At 35.6% G+C, this 16,218-nt stretch carries 15 protein-coding genes; 8 read left to right on the plus strand and 7 right to left on the minus strand.

The features are described from left to right. Positions 1-131 precede the first annotated feature (131 nt). Together PCI70_RS01590 and PCI70_RS01595 are read left to right on the plus strand one after the other, a co-directional pair. Positions 132-1,127: an isopenicillin N synthase family dioxygenase gene (locus tag PCI70_RS01590; protein ID WP_269913597.1), complete on the plus strand. Its 996-nt coding sequence runs from the start codon at positions 132-134 to the stop codon at positions 1,125-1,127. Beyond that, complete coding sequence (locus PCI70_RS01595; protein WP_269913598.1) at positions 1,124-1,954, plus strand: MetQ/NlpA family ABC transporter substrate-binding protein; 831 nt, start codon at positions 1,124-1,126, stop codon at positions 1,952-1,954. The genes PCI70_RS01590 and PCI70_RS01595 overlap by 4 nt, the downstream gene beginning before the upstream one ends. Here the strand turns inward: PCI70_RS01595 and PCI70_RS01600 are convergent. Further along, positions 1,935-3,119 carry an MFS transporter gene (locus tag PCI70_RS01600; protein WP_269913599.1) on the minus strand — a complete coding sequence of 395 codons (1,185 nt, stop codon included), beginning with the start codon at positions 3,117-3,119 and terminating at the stop codon, positions 1,935-1,937. The two genes, PCI70_RS01595 and PCI70_RS01600, sit on opposite strands and share 20 nt — an antisense overlap. A gap of 34 nt (positions 3,120-3,153) precedes the next feature. After that, positions 3,154-4,344, minus strand: coding sequence for an MFS transporter (locus PCI70_RS01605; RefSeq protein WP_269913600.1), 1,191 nt, complete (start codon positions 4,342-4,344; stop codon positions 3,154-3,156). A 136-nt stretch (positions 4,345-4,480) separates the two neighbouring features. Here PCI70_RS01605 and PCI70_RS01610 point away from each other — a divergent pair, with 136 nt between their 5' ends. Then, positions 4,481-5,374, plus strand: a complete 894-nt coding sequence (locus PCI70_RS01610) for a LysR family transcriptional regulator (protein ID WP_269913601.1) — start codon at positions 4,481-4,483, stop codon at positions 5,372-5,374. On the opposite strand, the gene PCI70_RS01615 is transcribed toward PCI70_RS01610, so the two are convergent. Then, complete coding sequence (locus tag PCI70_RS01615) at positions 5,343-6,785, minus strand: subtype B tannase (protein ID WP_269913602.1); 1,443 nt, start codon at positions 6,783-6,785, stop codon at positions 5,343-5,345. The two genes, PCI70_RS01610 and PCI70_RS01615, sit on opposite strands and share 32 nt — an antisense overlap. A gap of 125 nt (positions 6,786-6,910) precedes the next feature. Between PCI70_RS01615 and PCI70_RS01620 the strand changes: the two genes are divergently transcribed. Then, positions 6,911-9,160, plus strand: a complete 2,250-nt coding sequence (locus tag PCI70_RS01620) for an excinuclease ABC subunit UvrA (protein ID WP_269913603.1) — start codon at positions 6,911-6,913, stop codon at positions 9,158-9,160. Here the strand turns inward: PCI70_RS01620 and PCI70_RS01625 are convergent. Both PCI70_RS01625 and PCI70_RS01630 read right to left on the minus strand, forming a co-directional pair. Beyond that, positions 9,157-10,068: an arsenic resistance protein gene (locus PCI70_RS01625; RefSeq protein ID WP_269913604.1), complete on the minus strand. Its 912-nt coding sequence runs from the start codon at positions 10,066-10,068 to the stop codon at positions 9,157-9,159. The genes PCI70_RS01620 and PCI70_RS01625 overlap by 4 nt on opposite strands. A gap of 22 nt (positions 10,069-10,090) precedes the next feature. Continuing rightward, positions 10,091-10,438 carry an ArsR/SmtB family transcription factor gene (locus PCI70_RS01630; protein WP_269913605.1) on the minus strand — a complete coding sequence of 116 codons (348 nt, stop codon included), beginning with the start codon at positions 10,436-10,438 and terminating at the stop codon, positions 10,091-10,093. Between the two features lie 132 nt (positions 10,439-10,570). Between PCI70_RS01630 and PCI70_RS01635 the strand changes: the two genes are divergently transcribed. Next, a complete protein-coding gene (locus tag PCI70_RS01635; protein ID WP_269913606.1) occupies positions 10,571-11,491 on the plus strand; it encodes a LysR family transcriptional regulator in 921 nt (306 codons plus the stop codon). A 6-nt stretch (positions 11,492-11,497) separates the two neighbouring features. Here the strand turns inward: PCI70_RS01635 and PCI70_RS01640 are convergent, their stop codons facing one another. Next, a complete protein-coding gene (locus tag PCI70_RS01640; RefSeq protein WP_269913655.1) occupies positions 11,498-11,950 on the minus strand; it encodes a DUF441 domain-containing protein in 453 nt (150 codons plus the stop codon). A gap of 239 nt (positions 11,951-12,189) precedes the next feature. Between PCI70_RS01640 and PCI70_RS01645 the strand changes: the two genes are divergently transcribed. The 3 genes from PCI70_RS01645 (at position 12,190) to PCI70_RS01655 (ending at position 15,824) form a co-directional block, all read left to right on the plus strand. After that, a complete protein-coding gene (locus PCI70_RS01645; protein ID WP_269913607.1) occupies positions 12,190-12,462 on the plus strand; it encodes an HU family DNA-binding protein in 273 nt (90 codons plus the stop codon). A 132-nt stretch (positions 12,463-12,594) separates the two neighbouring features. Further along, a complete protein-coding gene (locus PCI70_RS01650; protein ID WP_269913608.1) occupies positions 12,595-14,454 on the plus strand; it encodes a SurA N-terminal domain-containing protein in 1,860 nt (619 codons plus the stop codon). Positions 14,455-14,795: 341 nt separating this feature from the next. Continuing rightward, positions 14,796-15,824 carry a 3-deoxy-7-phosphoheptulonate synthase gene (locus PCI70_RS01655; protein ID WP_269913656.1) on the plus strand — a complete coding sequence of 343 codons (1,029 nt, stop codon included), beginning with the start codon at positions 14,796-14,798 and terminating at the stop codon, positions 15,822-15,824. Between the two features lie 22 nt (positions 15,825-15,846). On the opposite strand, the gene gcvH is transcribed toward PCI70_RS01655, so the two are convergent. Further along, positions 15,847-16,218 (minus strand): glycine cleavage system protein GcvH, encoded by a 372-nt coding sequence (gcvH, locus tag PCI70_RS01660; RefSeq protein WP_269913609.1) that lies wholly within the window; start codon positions 16,216-16,218, stop codon positions 15,847-15,849.

Below are 16,218 nucleotides of genomic sequence, written 5' to 3' on the forward strand. Positions count from 1 at the left end.
TTTAGGCATTTAAAACCTAAGATTATCCAAGTTGTTCATTAAGAAATTTTGAGCAATGAATAGCTCGAAAACTTATTTCAAAACAACATCAAAAGCTCATACGCTTCAATAAAACATGATTGGAGCAAAATATGAGCACCGTTCCTATTTTAGATTTATCTGCATTTGATGATTTAAAAAAACAACCAGAATTTTTAGCACATTTAAAACATACGGCACGTCATATTGGGTTCTTTTATTTAACAGGGCATGGTATTTCTGCACAACGTTTTGAAGAAATACAGCGTGTATCTAAGGCTTTTTTTGCTCAAGACCAAGCAGAAAAAGACCGTATTTTAATAGACCATTCGCCTCATTTTCGCGGCTATACACGTTTAAATACTGAAATTACACGTAATCACCCCGATTTTAGAGAGCAAATTGATTTAGGACCCGAGTTACCTGTAAACACTGAGCAATATCCATTATGGAAACGTTTGCAAGGACCTAATCAGTGGCCAGCCGTACCGCAGTTTCGTTCTATTGTAGAGGCATGGCAAAAGGATTTACGTGTTATTGCTATTAAATTATTGCATGCATTTTTATTGGCACTCGATCTACCTAAAAATGCATTAGATCGTTTTGTGACAGGTACACCTAACGAATCATTAAAAATTATTCATTACCCAAATAATCAACAACATACACAAGGGGTAGGGGCACATAAAGATACGGATATTTTAACATTGCTTTTACAAGATCGTGTAGGTGGCTTACAAGTAAAACATCAAAATGAATGGATAGACGTACCATTTGTAGAGAATGCTTTTGTTGTAAATATTGGCGAAATTTTAGAACTAGCAACCAATGGCTACTTGGTTGCCAATGTGCATCAAGTGGTTTCTCCCAAAAAACAAACAGACCGCTACAGTATTGCTTATTTTCTTGCACCCACACTAGATGCAGGTGAAGTCCCTATTTTAAAGCTTGCACCTCACTTACAAGCACTTGCACAGGGTCCACAAAGTGACCCACTTAATCCATTACTTAAAAACGTAGGTGAAAATGGGATGAAAAGTCGCTTACGTTCACATCTAGCAGTCACGCAACGTTTTTATCCAGAATATGCTCAAGGACAAATAAAATGAAAAGAACAGTACAGCTTTTAACGTTAGGTATTTTGGTGATTGGCATTGTGGCATGTTCGTTTTTTTCTAAAACTACCGAAAATAAACAAATTGTGTTGGGTTCTACAGGTTCAGATGCTCAAATTTGGAAATTTATTGCACAGTCAAAGGCGGCTAAAGATGAGCATTTAAATATTGTAGTCAAAGAAATTAATGATGGTGTGGCACTAAATAATGCAACCCTAGAAAATGAAATTGATGTGAATGCGTTTCAATCTTGGGGATATTTCAAAGTTTATAATCAGGCACATCAGCAACAACTCCAAGCCATTGCAACCACGTATTTGGAACCAATGGGGCTTTATTCTAAAAAATATAAATCGCTTAAAGATTTGCCAACAGGTGCAAGTGTTGTTATTCCAAGTGACCCTGCCAATACTGTGCGTGCATTAAAACTGTTACAAAAGGCAGATTTAATTCAACTGACACAAAATTTTAATGCACTTACAGGCAATGTACAGGATATTGTGAGTAATCCTAAGCAACTTAAAATTACTTTAGTACAAGGAGGGACAGCCCCACGTGCCCTAACAGATGTAGATTTAGTGGCAATTGGCAATACAGATGCTTTAGAAAGTGGACTAGATGTGACACATGATGCCCTTTTTTATGAAAAAGTAGACCAAAGTGTTGGGGACAACATCAATATCTTAGTAGTAAATAAACAAAAAGCTCAAGATCCCGACTTACTTAAACTTGCAAAACTGTATCATCAGCCTTTTGTAAAAGATTATATCCAAAAGCATTTTAAAGGTACTAAGATTGACGTTAATCAACCTTTGATTTAGACCATAAAATGACACACACAACAACCATCAAAGCAGAGGTTGTCATAATCACAGCGTGCCAACCGCCTGCTTGCCAACTTAGCCCCATCAGTGAACCAATGGTACTTGAGCCTAAATAGTAAAATAACAAATATAAAGAAGTGGCATGACCTTTATAAGTTTGTGCAGTAATACTCACACGACTACTTGCCATGGTATGTGCCATAAAAAAGCCTGTGGTTAAATGTGCAATACCCACTAAAATCCAAAATAAAGACGTATTAAGTGTGAATAAGCTGCCAATAAAAATAAGAAAAAAGCCTAAGTAAAGTGTTTTTAATTGTCCAATATAGTCTGCAATTTTGCCTGTTAGGGAAGACGAAACAATACCAAATACATAAAATAAAAAAATCAGGCTCACTTGTGTGGTATTTAAATGATAAGGCGTGCTCGACAAACGAAATGTCATGTAATTAAAAATACCTGAAAAAATACTGGTCAGTAAAAAACCTAATCCATAGAGTTTAAGCAGAGTTGGCGTGGCTAAATGATTTTTCCAAATATTAAAATGAAAAAATAAACTTTTACCTTTATGTGCTGTAAAATTTTTAGATGCAGGGAGTAAATAATAAAAGCTAAAAGCACAGCAAAAACATACAACCCCTAAAATACCCAATGCCATCCGCCAAGATAAATATTGGGTAATGATGCCCATACCTACACGTCCGACCATGCCACCAAATGCAGAACCACTGACATATAAACCAATAATTTTACTAATATGTTCTGGATGTACTTCTTCTGATGCCCATGCTAAAGCTACCGCAGGGATACCGCCTAAAATAAAACCTTCCAATGTGCGTATAAGTAAAAAACTTGACCAACTTGGCACAAGGGCACATAAAAAATTAAGTAAAGCAGCAATTAAAATACAGCAAAACATAAAGCCTTTACGCCCAAGTGCTTGAGAAAAAGCACTTGAAAGTAAAATAGAAAGTGCAAGCAAACAGGTGGTTAAAGATAAAGCCAATGAGCTTTGTGTTGCACTCACGGAAAAGGTTCGTGTAAGTTCAGGCAGTAAAGGCTGTATGCAATACACCAAAGAGAAGCTCGTAAAGCCAAGCAGAAAAAGTGCTAAACCTGCTTTTAAAAATTGTTTTGAGTTTGGCAAAATCCACATGGTCATCAAGGGGAGTTAAAACGGCATAGGGTACAAAACTTTATCTTTTTGTGGAAGAGATAAGAAAAAATGCACCAAAAACTAAAACAGATGTTGCACCTACAACGGCATTCCAACCGCCGTATTGCCAAAAAAGCCCAATAAAAGAACCCACAATACTAGAGCCTAAATAGTAAAATAAAAGATAAAGCGATGTAGCATGACCTTTATTGGTTTTTGCACTCATGCTCACACGGCTACTTGCCATTGCATGAGAAATAAAAAAGCCTGTTGTAATAATACCTACGCCTAGAATAATCCAAAACAATGAACTTAATAGCGTAATTAAACTGCCGAATAGCATTAAAATAAAACCTAGATAAAGTGTAGGTTTAGTACCAATACGTTGTGCAATTTGCCCTGCTAATGAAGAAGATAAAATACCAAAACTATAAGACAGAAAAATTAAACTGACTTGCGTTTGGCTTAAACTATACGGTGCTTCAGAAAAACGAAAAGTAATATAATTAAACAGGGCTACAAAAATACTTGTAAGTAAAAAGCCTAAGCAGTAAGTTTTAAATAATGGTACTGAAGTTAAATGGCTGTGCCATGCTGTAAGATGAAATTTAAAATTAATCCCTTTTTTAGCAACAAAATTTTTAGATTGAGGAAGCAAAAAATAAAAAATAATGGCACAAATTAAACAGAGTATTCCTAAGATACCTAATGCCATTCGCCATGAAAAATACTCTGTCAGTAATCCCATACCTACACGGCCCATCATGCCACCAAAAGCTGTTCCACCAATATATAGACCCATTGTTTTACTAAGGTTTTCGGGATGGATTTCTTCTGCAATCCATGCCATTGCCACCGCAGGTACACCACCTAAAATAAATCCTTCTATTGCACGTAAAACAAGCAAGCTATTCCAATTAGGTGCAAAAGCACAGGCTAAATTTAACAATGCTGCTATTGCCATTGAACAGAACATAAGTCCTTTACGACCAAGTGCTTGAGAGAACGCACTCGACAATAAAATAGAAACTGCTAGAAAACCTGTGGTGAGAGAAAGTGCCAAAGAACTTGAACTTGCACCAATATGAAAACTTTTTGTAAATTCAGGGAGTAAGGGTTGCACACAATAAATAAGAGAAAAACTTGCAAAACCCAATAGAAATAAAGCGAATCCTGCTTTATAAAATGTCCGAGAACCTTGCAAAATCCAACTTTGTGTGGCGGTAGTCATAGCATTATCTTTGTGAGGAACATACTATAAAAATAGCACTGCATTTTTTATATATAAAATATATTTAATTGGATGGAGTGATATATTTTATATATGCTGTAAAATGTAGTTATGTTTTAACCGAAATCAATAAAATATGGATATCCGTCACATTCAGTATTTTACTGCCGTTGCAGAAGAAAAAAGTTTTACAAAAGCGGCTTTACGGCTTGGTATTCAGCAGCCGCCTTTAAGCATGCAAATTAAAAAATTAGAAGAAGAATTAGGAAGTTTATTGTTTTTACGCACATCAAACGGTGTTCATTTAACCCAAGCAGGTCAACATTTTTTAAAAATGGTACGTCCTATAGAACAACAACTTAAGAATGCAGTTCGTCAGGTAAAAGAAGTTGCAAATGGCGAAATTGGGCAACTCAGGTTAGGGTTTACGGGTACATCCATTTTGCATCCACTTATTCCACAGGCAATTAAAACGTATAAAAAACAATACCCTCATGTAGAGCTTGCATTAACAGAAGAAAACTCTTTATTGCTAATGGAAAAGGTACAACAAGATGAATTAGATATTGCCATTATCCGTCCTGCTTATGCATTACCAACATCTTTAAAAGTACAAATGTTATTAGAAGAAGAACTTGTGGCAGTATTGCCTCAGAATTATCCTTATGATCAACAACTTCTCGATTTAAAAGATTTTAAAAATGAAAGCTTTATAATATCGCCGTATGGTGTAAGTGCAGGGCTGTATGATGCAACTTTAAGAGCATGTGAATTACATGGGTTTCAACCAAAAATTGGGGCAAAAGTGCCCCAAATTGTCTCAATTTTATCTTTTGTTGCCGCAAACTTAGGTATTGCCCTTGTGCCTAGCTCAACTGAACAACTTAAAATTGATGGTGTGCAATATAAATCTTTAAAAAACTCTCAGGCTAAAATTGGATTAGCCCTTGTTTATAAAGAAGATTATCATGCACAAACTGCAATTAATTTTGCAAGTATTATTCATTCACTACGCCATCAATCCATGTAAAGAGTTCTTTTAAATCATAATCGCCACTATGAGGACGTCCCCAAGGTAGGGCAAAATCAACTTGGTAGCCTTTATTTTGTAAAGTTGTAGCCAAAATAGTCGGAACAGCTAAGCTTGTATCTTTATCGTATGCACCATGACGGATACGCCAATGCTGTGATGTACTGGCTTGTGTCATATACTGTAGTGGATTCATCATTTTAATGATGTGTGCATCTGCCATTGTTGCATTAGCATTGGTACGGTGTTGATATGAATATTCAGTAAAATGCTGTTTATCTATAGTTTTTGTACCAAATTCTTGATTTTCACCTGAAGATAAATCTAAAGCATCAAAAGCAGGTGGCGTTTTTTGACGTTGTAAATAGCCTAAGTATTGGTTGTAATCAATATCTACAACCCTACCATTTTGTTGTTTTATCCAAGAGTATTGCGATAAATTCTCACCATTATTTATAGCGGTTTGAGCTGACTGTATCACATAGCTTTTGATGAGTTGTTCAAATGACCCGTGTCCTTGCTGATCTAAAGTAAGTGATTGTCCTTGTTTATTTTTAAGATTTAATTGATTAACGTATTGCGGAAATAATTGACTCAATTCATTAGAAGTTTGAATTTGTGCCGTTGTTAATGTACCTGCTGTTTCTTTACGCTGTACTTTGTAATCTAACATGCTAATGTCAATTTTTTTATAGTTGTGGATTTGGTTAAATTGCCATTCATATGCCATGTCAGCATGGTCTAAATCTGTAATTGGGCAGTATGCCGAAACAGCAAAAATTTTGTCGCTTGTAGGAGCAGCACCCAATTTTTTTAAGTAGGGTAAATAATCTGGGTTGTCACCTGTTGCACCTAAAAGTACAGACATTGCACCGCCTGCACTTGTACCATTTGAAACAATTTTTTCTGCATTTCCTGGCATATACTTGTCGTTATATTTTAAGTAACGCACCGCTGCTTTTAGATCGACAATTGCAGCAGGTGCTTTACCCAAAGCAGATGTACGTCCACGTGCACCTGCCGATGCAACCACATAACCATGTGCAAGGGCTCGAACAGTTGTATCGCCACGTTGTGATACAAGTGGGGTAGGTTTAGCAGGCATATAACCGCCTACATCATTGGGGAAGAAAATAGGGGCATTTTGAGCATTGTAACGCCCAATATTTTTTTGTTGAAAATACGCTTCAGGAATATAGATATTCATTACTTCATATTCAGGATCAACGGGTTTTTTAACATAGCTGATATTTTCGTAAGCACGTACTTGCAATGACTGACCATCTACCTGAATGGTTTGTACGCTATAGTTTTTGGTAGCATCAAATTTTAAACCTTTGGCATAGACACTTGCCGAAAGTAAAGATAACGATAAAACACCTAGAATTTTCATTTCTGTTCCATTTTGCATTTTTGACTATTTTGAACATAAATAAGAGAAAATTTAAGTATTGTTTGTAATAAAGCGTAACTTACAGATGAATTTCAAATCAAAAGCCTTTTAATATACAAATAAATAAAATTGTGGTGAAAAAAATGAATAAAACAATAAATATTGTAGGTGCACGTCAAAATAATCTGAAAGATATTTCTTTAAAAATTCCCAAGCATCAAATTGTGGCATTTACAGGTGTTTCAGGATCAGGAAAATCATCACTTGTTTTTCAAACTATTGGTGCAGAAGCACAACGCCAAATGAATGAAACACAAGATAGTTTTGCCCGTAATCGGATGCAACAAGCAGGAATTGCAGATGTTGATAAAATCGAAAATTTAAATGTGCCTATTATCATTAATCAAAAACCGATTGGTGGAAATATTCGTTCTACTGTAGGTACGATTACGGATATTTACGCGAGTTTACGGTTGCTGTTTTCGCGTATGGGTACGCCGTTTGTGGGGTATTCACAAGTATTTTCGTTTAACCATCCGCAGGGTATGTGCCCACGCTGTGAAGGATTGGGTGTAGAACAGACGATTAATGTTGAGAAAATTTTAGATAAAAATAAATCTTTAAATGAAGAAGGTGCAATTAATTTTCCAACGTATCAGCCCCATGCTTGGCGTTGGTTGCGTTATGCAGACTCAGGTTATTTTGATTTAGATAAAAAATTAAAAGATTACACCGTAGAAGAATGGGAACTTTTTTTACATGCACCCCAACATAAACCTAAGCACCCTACAAAAAACTGGAAAAAAACAGCACTTTATGAAGGATTGCTCACCCGTTTTGAACGAAATTTTTTAACAGGTGAAGCACAAGAGCGTACACGCTATAAAAAACGTTTGGAAAGTTTAATTGAAACCAAACAATGTACGCTGTGTCATGGACAACGTCTTAATGAAAAATCGTTATCTTGTACCATTGAGGGGCACAATATTGCACAGTGTACGGCAATGTCTGTTACTGAGCTTCAAACATTTATTGAGCAACTTGACCATCCAAAATACAACACTATTTTACAGGAGATCAAAAATAAACTGCATTATTTAGATTTAGTGGGACTCAGCTATTTAACACTCAATCGTATTACGCCTACATTATCTGGTGGTGAGTCACAGCGTATTAAAATGGTGAAGCATTTAGGCAATAGTTTGGTCGATCTGCTTTATATTTTTGATGAGCCAAGCGTTGGATTACATCCGCACGATTTACAAAAGATCATTCAAATTATTCGTAAACTACGTGATAAAGGTAACAGTATTTTATTGGTAGAACATGACCCTGATTTAATTGAAATTGCAGATCATGTGATTGATATTGGTCCTGCTTCGGGTAAGCAAGGTGGGCAGATCATGTACGAGGGCGATTTTGAGCATTTAAAGCATTCAAAAGGACTGACAGGGCAGTTTTTTTTAAAGTCAAAACATTATAAAAAAACACCTCGTACAGCAAATGAGTTTATTGAAGTTAAAGACGCAAATTTATTTAATTTAAAGAATGTGAGTGTTCGTATTCCAAAGCGTTGTTTAACAGTGGTAACAGGTGTTGCAGGTTCGGGCAAAAGTACGCTTATGACCAAAGTCTTGCCACAGCAATATTCTGATGCGAAAATCATCGATCAATCTCCTATTCATGCGAGTATTCGCTCTACTTTACTCACGTATTTAGATTTGTTTGACTTAGTTAGACAATACTATGCTAAAGCCAATAAAGTGAGTGCTAAATTATTTAGTTATAACAGTGATGGTGCATGTAGTAACTGTAAAGGCACAGGAATAGAAAAAATAGAGATGGCATTTTTAGAAGATGTGTCCATGACGTGTGAAGTATGTGGTGGTTCGGGTTATAAACAAGAGGTTTTGGAGTATAAGTATCAAAATAAAAATATTGCACAGTTAATGAATATGACGGTGGCAGAAGCAACTTCATTTTTTGATGAACTAAAAATAAATGAGCAATTCAAACTTTTAAAAGAGCTGGGTTTGGATTATTTAACCTTAGGCCAACGTTTAAGCAGTTTTTCTGGCGGGGAACGCCAACGTTTAAAATTGAGCCGTGAACTTGAAAATACCAATAATGTAATTGTGCTTGATGAGCCAAGTACAGGGCTCCATCCATCAGATACAGTAAAATTACTGAGTTTAATGGATAAAATTATTGAGCGCGGGAATACGCTCGTGGTGATTGAACATAATCTTGATATTATGGCACAAGCCGATTGGATTATTGATATTGGACCTTTAGCAGGTAAGCAAGGTGGTGAACTAATTTATGAAGGAACACTTGCACCATTTTTAAGAAGTGACTCTGTCACGGCACAATATTTGAAAGACTATACTTAAATTTTTGAAAATAGTTTTACATAAATAGGTAAAAAACATAGTTCTACAAGTGTCTGCGTTAAAATAACTGCAGGCACAATTGGCATGGCATTTGGTACAGCAAGTGCTATAGGTAAAATAATAAAAGAATTACGATATGATGATGAAAACAAAATAGCGCGATGTGAATATGCATCTAATTTAAAAGTTTTTGCCATAACATAACCCAAACATGGGGCAAAAATAGCATAAAGAAGATAAAATGGTAGAGCAGTGAGCGCTGCCGTTTTTGCAAGCTCAATTTGTGGCATAACACTACCTATAACAATAAAAATAACTAACGCCGTAGCAGGTACAGGCATTGTATTTAAACATGCTGTAAGTTTTGGAATACGTGGACTAATCAGTTGTGTTATTAAAACCAATATTAGAGGAATAAAGATAAAAAAAACGAGAGTATGTAAAAACGGTAAAAAACTGATAACTGTTGAACCGTTTTGTTCTAAGAAAAGATGCATATAAAATGGAACAATAAACATTTGTACAATGAGTAATACAGGTGTAAAGGCGAGTAATAACCTTGAATTACCATTGCCTATACCTGTAAAGCTAATCACGTAGTCTACACACGGCGCGAGTAATACAAATACAATAGCAAACTGTATGAGTGGATCAGTAGGTAAAAAGAAACTTAGAATACCGACAAAAATAGGAACAGCAATAAAGTTAGTCACAAACAATGCGCTAATAAACCGCAAATTTTTAAACGCATGATGAAGCTGTATAATCGGAATTTGTAAAAACGTAACAAAGAGCATAAATCCTAAAGCTACATTCATAAAAGTGGTTAAGTTAGGTTGAATAAATAGACCTAATAAAATGGCTAAAAAATAAATAATGACTTGATAGCGCTCTAAAATCTCTTGCATAATTTTGTTCTAAAGTAGGTGTTTATGTAGGATTACCGGTGCATTGAGCAAAAAGTTTAATGGCATCATCACAATACTTACAGTGTCCCTGACAACAATCATGCATTAAAAAAGCGACTAAATCAGAAAGTGCAGGAAATATGGCACAATAAATAATCTGTCGTCCTTCACGGCGACTTACAATTAATCCTGCATTTTCTAAATGGTTAAGATGAAAAGAAATGCGCGAGTGTGCATTGGTGTTTAATGATTTACTAATGTCACCTGCTGATAAGCCTTTTGCGCCTGCAACCACTAAAATGCGCACAATTTTTAAGCGTGTTTCTTGAGACAAAGCTGTAAATGCCTTTAAAGCTTGTGTTTCTAACATAACTAATTTGAATATTTCAATAATTATTGAAATATACGTAAAGAGTTATAAAATTGCAAATTTAAGGTGTTGAGAGAAGCTAATAATTTATGTGATATACTGAATTTAATTCAATTTACAAGATGTGGAAGAATGTTGGAAATACGTCATTTAAGAACGTTGCTTGCATTAAGAGAGCATGGCTCGTTAGTGGCGGCTGCAAACGATTTATGTTTAACGCCTTCGGCAATTTCCCATCAACTTAAAGAATTAGATCATTGGTATGGAGTTGAAATTGTAAATCGCCGTAGTCGTCCTGTGCAGTTTTCTAATGTAGGTCAGCGTTTACTTAAACTTGCAGATGATATTTTGCCTCAAATTCAGCTTACACAAAGCGATATTACGCGTATTGTGCATGGGCAAACAGGGCGAATTATTTTTTCTTCGGAATGCCATAGTTGTTTTGATTGGCTTATGCCACTGCTTAATCAATATCGTCAGCAATATCCTGATGTAGATTTAGATTTCGCTTCGGCATTTCAAACCAATCCGCATGAGTTATTGCAAAATGGCGAATTTGATTTGTTAATTACTGCAGATCCAATTGCACTAAAAGGGATTGAATATTTTCCTATTTTTGAATATGAATCACGCTTAGTACTATCTAATACACATCCTTTAGTACGTGCAGAACATGTAACGGTTCAAGATCTTGCAGAACAAACATTAATTACTTATCCAGTAGATAAACACCGCCTTGATATTATGGCGCACTTATTTATTCCTGCAAATATTCAGCCTAAAAAAATTCGTACTACAGATTTAACGCAAATGTTGATCCAGTTAGTTGCAAGTGGACGCGGAATAGGTGCATTACCTGATTGGGTTGTGAATGAATATGAACAAAAAGGATGGGTAACCAGTCGTCGTTTGCAGTGTGTGTCTGCAAATGGACTACGCCGTACCTTATATGCAGGTTATCGAACTGAAGAAAAAGACAAAAATTATTTTGAAGGTTTTTTAAAGCAACTTGAGCGTTTTTCAAAAAACCGTACGCAATATTACAATACTTAATCTGTTTTACGGTTTATAAATAAACAGTGAAAGTATCCCTGCTGCAATAAGTGGACCTACGGGCACACCACGGAAAAAAGCAACCCCTGCAACCGTACCGATGAGTAGACCTGCAACCACATCAGGTTGGCTACTCATCAGTTTTACGCCACGTCCGCCTAACCACGCCACTAATAGACCTACTAAAATAGCAAGAACAGACTTATAACTAGCAAACGATTTAATAATCGTTTCTCCCGAAATTTTACCACTGGCAATTGGGGTTAAAACACCAATGGTTAAAATGGTAATTCCTAAATTAAGGGCATGACTTTGCAAAAAAGGAAAGTATTGATCAAGTGGTGAAATACGTACAATAATTAACACAGCACTTGCGATGGTTACGGAGCTATTATGACTGAGTACACCACATGCTAAGAGGACAAAAAGCGCGATTAAATTAAGATCTAAATTGGACATAGCACGAATAAGAATATGTAATTGAATTTTTTTCATTTAAACATGTAAATGAGTTTAAAACTTAACCAAAATCAAAAAAATACTCAATAATTGCTCATTCTGTGATTTTTTTTGAGTTTTTGAAATGAAAAAGCCATAAAAGGAATTATCGAGTATTGCGTTTTGCCCCAAAGCATTGCTATAAAGGCACTACGGTTCTTTAGATCTTAAATAAACCAAATTAAGAGGACATCATCTTCATGAATAAATCAGAATTAATTGATGCGATTGCAGCAAAAGGGGGATTGTCTAAGGCTGATGCTGGTAAAGCATTAGATGCGACTATTGCTTCTATTACAGACGCACTTAAAGCAAATGACACTGTAACTTTAGTTGGTTTTGGTACATTTAGCGTAAAAGAGCGTGCAGCGCGTACTGGTCGTAACCCAAAGACTGGTGAAGAATTACAAATTAAAGCAAGCAAAGTACCTGGTTTTAAAGCAGGTAAAGGCTTAAAAGACGCTGTAGCATAATTAGCGTTTTAAAAAGAAGCGCGCCTTGGGGCGCGTTTTTTATTGAGCTATTAAAAAGAAAAACCGTAAATGGCATTCATTCATTTACATATTTCAGTTAAAATCGCACGCAAATAAAATATTGGAATACTTATGGAATCGTTTCGTAAACTGATAAAAGGACCGTTAGGTAAAGCACTTTTAGTCTTATTCCTAGCGCCTCTTGTATTGGTAGGTATTGAAGGATATTTTGGTGGATCAAAAAAAACGGATGTTGCTAAAACCGTAAATGGTCAGGATATTTCAAACAAAGAATTAGATGATCTTGTTAAAGCCTATCAACAACAATACTTACAATATGTTCAGGGCGATGAGTCTTTACTGAATATGACGGCGATTCGTAATTCTGCTGAAAATACATTAATTGCGCGTGCCCTTTTACTCCAACAAACACAAAAACTAGGTATCAGCTTAAGTGACGATCAATTCGTTAAAATGCTTTCACAAATTCCCGATTTTCAGGTAAATGGTCAGTTTAGTAATGAAGTGTTTGGTAACTATTTGCGTGCCAAAGGACTTACAAAAGAAACATTGATTGCAAATATTCGTCAAGACCATGCGTTAAAAATGCTATCTAATACAATTGCAAACTATGCAGTGGTAAGTAAGAACGATATTGAAAAACTCACAAATTTAGAAACAGAACAGCGTGAGTTGTATCTAGCAAGTATTAAATTAGATGAATATAAAAAGAATATTAATGTAACAGCAGCTGATATTGCAGCTTACTACAATAAATATAAAGAAAACTTCAAACGCAGTGCCTCAGTTGATGTTGATTATGTCGTTGTAACACCTGATATGGTGAATACTAAACCTGTAGAAGTAACAGCAGAAGATTTACAACATGCTTATACAGCATATAAAGATGCACAGCTAAAAAATGCGACTAAACAAGTTCGTCATATTTTAATTACACAAGAAAAACGTAGTGAAGCAGAAGCTTTAAAACTTGCAAATGATGTTGAAGCGAAATTAAAAGCAGGTATGTCATTTACAGAAGCTGCAAAAACGTATTCTGAGGATCCAACTTCAAAAACAAAAGGTGGCTTATTAGAGGGTTATCAAGCGGGTACACTAGGTTCACAAGAGTTTGATACAGCAGTTAGTAATTTAAAAGACGATACGTTATCAGCACCTATTAAAACAAACTTTGGTTATCATATTATTGAAGTTAAAACGAATGAGCCAAAAATTGCGTCATTTGAAACAATGAAAGCACAGTTGACCACAAATGTGCAAAAGCAAAAAGCCACAAATTTTTATACAGATAGTATTAACAACTTAAATGAAACTGTGATTAGTGGTGATACATTAGAAGCAGTGACACAACAAGTGAAAACTGCACAAATTAAACATGCACCTGCCACCACCATTTGGACAAAAGACCCATACTTAAGCAATGTAAACGTTAAAGCAAAATTGTTTAATGATGAGGTTAAAAATGGCGATAAGAATGCATCTAGTAGTATTCAGCTTGCTAATGGTGAAACAATTTGGGTAAAAGTACGTGCTTATAACCCACAAGGTGTTGAGACATTAGAACAGGCAACGCCTGCAATTAAACAAAAGCTGATTAATACTAAAGCTGCTGCACTTGCAAAAGCAAAAGTAGCACAAACGTTGAAAGACTTTGAAACGCTACCTGCGGCACAAGCATTGACACATAGTGCCATTAAGTTTGAAAAAGCAGGTACATTTACGCGTCAAAATCTCAAAAGAGACGTCGCAAATGTTGCATTTACGCTTAACCCGCCAAAAGCAGGTATGTGGTCTGTAGGTACATCAGACTTAAGTGATGAAGTCGTGGTTGTTGCTGTAGCAAATGTAAGCCATGCATTAGTTACACCTGCTCAAGCGCAACAAATTACGCAACTATATCAACAAACCCGTAATGAACAAGAAATGTCAGATTATATTGATTATTTAAAATCGACAGCAAAAATCAAATAAAAAAAGCACCTTCGGGTGCTTTTTTTCTTGTATTTCATTAAAAAAAGCAGTATATATTATATATACGTTTACTTTTAAAACAGAATTCTCATGAATTTACAGCAACCTATTACAACTTACGCATATTTTTGGCAGTTTAGATAATTGCCTATATGCGTATGGGCAAAGAAAAGATAGGTTGCCCATCAAAATTTTAAAACCTGATTGGCAACAGTCAGGTTTTTTTTATGAATTTAATTTAGGAACATAGCTATGTTTAACACCACTTATTTTAGCGCATTTAGCACACCATATTACTTTGCATCTGCTCAAACCGATAAAACCAGAATACCTTTACAAAGATAGGACGCACCATGTTAAATCAAGAGAAACAATTACTAACACCGCAACAGCTGAAACAACAGTATCCTTTAACAGCGAAATTACAACAACAAGTTCAGCAACATAGAAACACTGTACAAAATATTTTAAATGGACAAGATCATAGGTTACTTGTTATTGCAGGTCCATGCTCACTGCACGATCCAAAATCTGCTTTAGACTATGCACAACGTCTACAAAAATTACAGCAAAAAGTACAAAAAGAAATTTTTATTGTAATGCGCGCTTATATTGAAAAACCACGTACGACAGTAGGATGGAAAGGTTTTTTATACGACCCAAATATTAATGAACAATGCAACCTTGAAGCGGGATTACAGCAGTCTCGAGCATTGTATTTACAACTGATTGAATTGGGACTACCACTAGCAGGTGAGATTTTAAATCCCATGGCAACTGCATATTTAGATGATTTATTGGTATGGGGTGCAATTGGTGCAAGAACATCAGAATCACAAATTCATCGTGAAATTTCGAGTAGTGTGGCATTTCCAATTGGCTTTAAAAATGGGACAGATGGTTCGGTACAAATTGCATTAGATGCCATTCAATCTGCACAAGCAGGGCACGACTTTTTTGCACTTGGACAACAGGGATTACCTGTACAAAAAACCAGTTTAGGTAACCCTAAGCCCCATTTAATTTTACGTGGGGCAAATAGTGGTTCAAATTACGATGTACATTCAATTCGTAATATTCAACAAAAAGTCAAAGGACACATGCCTACTTTAGTAATTGATTGTAGCCATGGTAACAGTGGGAAAGATCCACTTAAACAGCCTGAAATTTTGAAACAAATTATTGAGGAACGTCATTTAACCCATGTGCGTGGGGTAATGTTAGAAAGCCACATTGAAGATGGGGCACAAAAAATTTCTGACGATATGGTGTATGGGAAATCTATTACAGATGGTTGTTTAGGTTGGGAAAAAACACAGCATTTATTAGAACTAATTGCGGCTACATTAAAGCAAAAAGAAATGGCGTAAAAAAAGGAGGGTAAGCCCCTCCTTATAGATCTGCTTCATAAGCTTCACTAGACAATAATGCGTCTAAGTCAGCAGGATGATCAGGTTTGATTTTATAAATCCAATGTTGATAAGGATCTTCATTAATAAAATCAGGATCATCCTCTAAAGCTGTATTCACTTCAATTACTGTACCTGAGATAGGAGCATGAATATCTGATGCAGTTTTAACAGATTCTACGACACCTGCTTGCTCACCTTGTGTAAGGTGACGTCCTACTTCAGGCATTTCGATATAGACTAAGTCACCTAACGCGTCTTGTGCATGGTCAGAAATACCTGTAACAATATAGTCATTTTCTTGTTTTGCCCATTCGTGTGTAGACGCATATTTTAAGTCTGATGGATGATTCAT

This window comes from Acinetobacter sp. HY1485 (assembly GCF_027568475.1).
Lineage (GTDB): Bacteria > Pseudomonadota > Gammaproteobacteria > Pseudomonadales > Moraxellaceae > Acinetobacter.

Coding starts and splice junctions, on each gene's coding strand:
- PCI70_RS01590 (WP_269913597.1), top strand. CDS start 132: ATGAGCACCGTTCCTATTTTAGATTTATCTGCATTTGATGATTTAAAA.
- PCI70_RS01595 (WP_269913598.1), top strand. CDS start 1,124: ATGAAAAGAACAGTACAGCTTTTAACGTTAGGTATTTTGGTGATTGGC.
- PCI70_RS01600 (WP_269913599.1), bottom strand. CDS start 3,119: ATGACCATGTGGATTTTGCCAAACTCAAAACAATTTTTAAAAGCAGGT.
- PCI70_RS01605 (WP_269913600.1), bottom strand. CDS start 4,344: ATGACTACCGCCACACAAAGTTGGATTTTGCAAGGTTCTCGGACATTT.
- PCI70_RS01610 (WP_269913601.1), top strand. CDS start 4,481: ATGGATATCCGTCACATTCAGTATTTTACTGCCGTTGCAGAAGAAAAA.
- PCI70_RS01615 (WP_269913602.1), bottom strand. CDS start 6,785: ATGCAAAATGGAACAGAAATGAAAATTCTAGGTGTTTTATCGTTATCT.
- PCI70_RS01620 (WP_269913603.1), top strand. CDS start 6,911: ATGAATAAAACAATAAATATTGTAGGTGCACGTCAAAATAATCTGAAA.
- PCI70_RS01625 (WP_269913604.1), bottom strand. CDS start 10,068: ATGCAAGAGATTTTAGAGCGCTATCAAGTCATTATTTATTTTTTAGCC.
- PCI70_RS01630 (WP_269913605.1), bottom strand. CDS start 10,438: ATGTTAGAAACACAAGCTTTAAAGGCATTTACAGCTTTGTCTCAAGAA.
- PCI70_RS01635 (WP_269913606.1), top strand. CDS start 10,571: ATGTTGGAAATACGTCATTTAAGAACGTTGCTTGCATTAAGAGAGCAT.
- PCI70_RS01640 (WP_269913655.1), bottom strand. CDS start 11,950: ATGTCCAATTTAGATCTTAATTTAATCGCGCTTTTTGTCCTCTTAGCA.
- PCI70_RS01645 (WP_269913607.1), top strand. CDS start 12,190: ATGAATAAATCAGAATTAATTGATGCGATTGCAGCAAAAGGGGGATTG.
- PCI70_RS01650 (WP_269913608.1), top strand. CDS start 12,595: ATGGAATCGTTTCGTAAACTGATAAAAGGACCGTTAGGTAAAGCACTT.
- gcvH (WP_269913609.1), bottom strand. CDS start 16,218: ATGAATCATCCATCAGACTTAAAATATGCGTCTACACACGAATGGGCA.